The sequence below is a fragment of the uncultured Alistipes sp. genome, assembly GCF_910580175.1.
GTDB lineage: Bacteria > Bacteroidota > Bacteroidia > Bacteroidales > Rikenellaceae > Alistipes.
Map to the genome: position 1 here is coordinate 1,580 of NZ_CAJTXD010000009.1, position 861 is coordinate 2,440.

1 protein-coding gene is annotated in these 861 nt (G+C 55.2%); it reads right to left on the reverse strand.

What is annotated here, in order from left to right:
• On the reverse strand, window positions 1-799 hold a 799-nt coding region (locus QZ298_RS08555; RefSeq protein ID WP_296008096.1), incomplete at its 3' end, for a hypothetical protein.
• Window positions 800-861 lie beyond the last annotated feature (62 nt).

Consider the following 861-nt stretch of genomic DNA (forward strand, 5'->3'; position numbering starts at 1 on the left):
CCCGGAAATAGCCGGCGGCCGGAACATGACGGGCATCGATAGTCGTGACCGTCGCGGCGCCGGCAGCAACCGTGGTCGCTTGCCGGAACTCTGCGATCTTTACGCCCTCGACTCCTTGCAGTGTATCAATCAACGCCATGTTGGTGTACTCGCCATTGAAGGGTAGATTTTCGATGTAGTTACGGATGGCCGCTTCGCAGGCGCGCTGCACGTTCTCGGGCAACAGCATGGCATTGTAGTAGATGTCCACCGAGCAGTTGAACGTGTCGGCATCGGCGTTTACCAGGTTGATGCGCACGCCTGCGTCCTTGATTTCGGCCAAGTAGCCTTCCAGTTGCGTTTCCACCTCGTCCGACAGGCGACAGCGATGCCCGGCCTCTTCTCCGGCAACCTTGATCGTCACGATGGAGGTATCCTTGTTTTCGTCGGCCGTGGCGTATTTCACTACGTGCGCAGCGGCGATGGCCTCGGCCTTCATATCGGTCGTATCGTAGCAGTCGGTGTCGGGAATCAGCACCTTGTCCTTCATGAACTCCAATACCTTGCTTTTGTACCATTTGGCTCGATGCGGGATGATTTCTTCGATGCGCGCCTCAACCTCTGATTTGTGCGCCTCGAACAGCCGCTCCAACACCCACGCCGCAGAGGCAAAGACGTAGAACAGGATATTGATGATCGACACCTTGCTGAAGTGTGTTGTAAAATTGTCGCCTGCCGGAAATCCGAACAGGCCTGCTACCGTTTCGTTCTTCATGAAATCGGCCGCAATGCTCTCTTTGATTTGGTCGATGGTTCTCATTATTTTACAATAAAATCTATTTCGATGCCCATGAATCCGATGCCGCCCCAGGGCACGAGCGC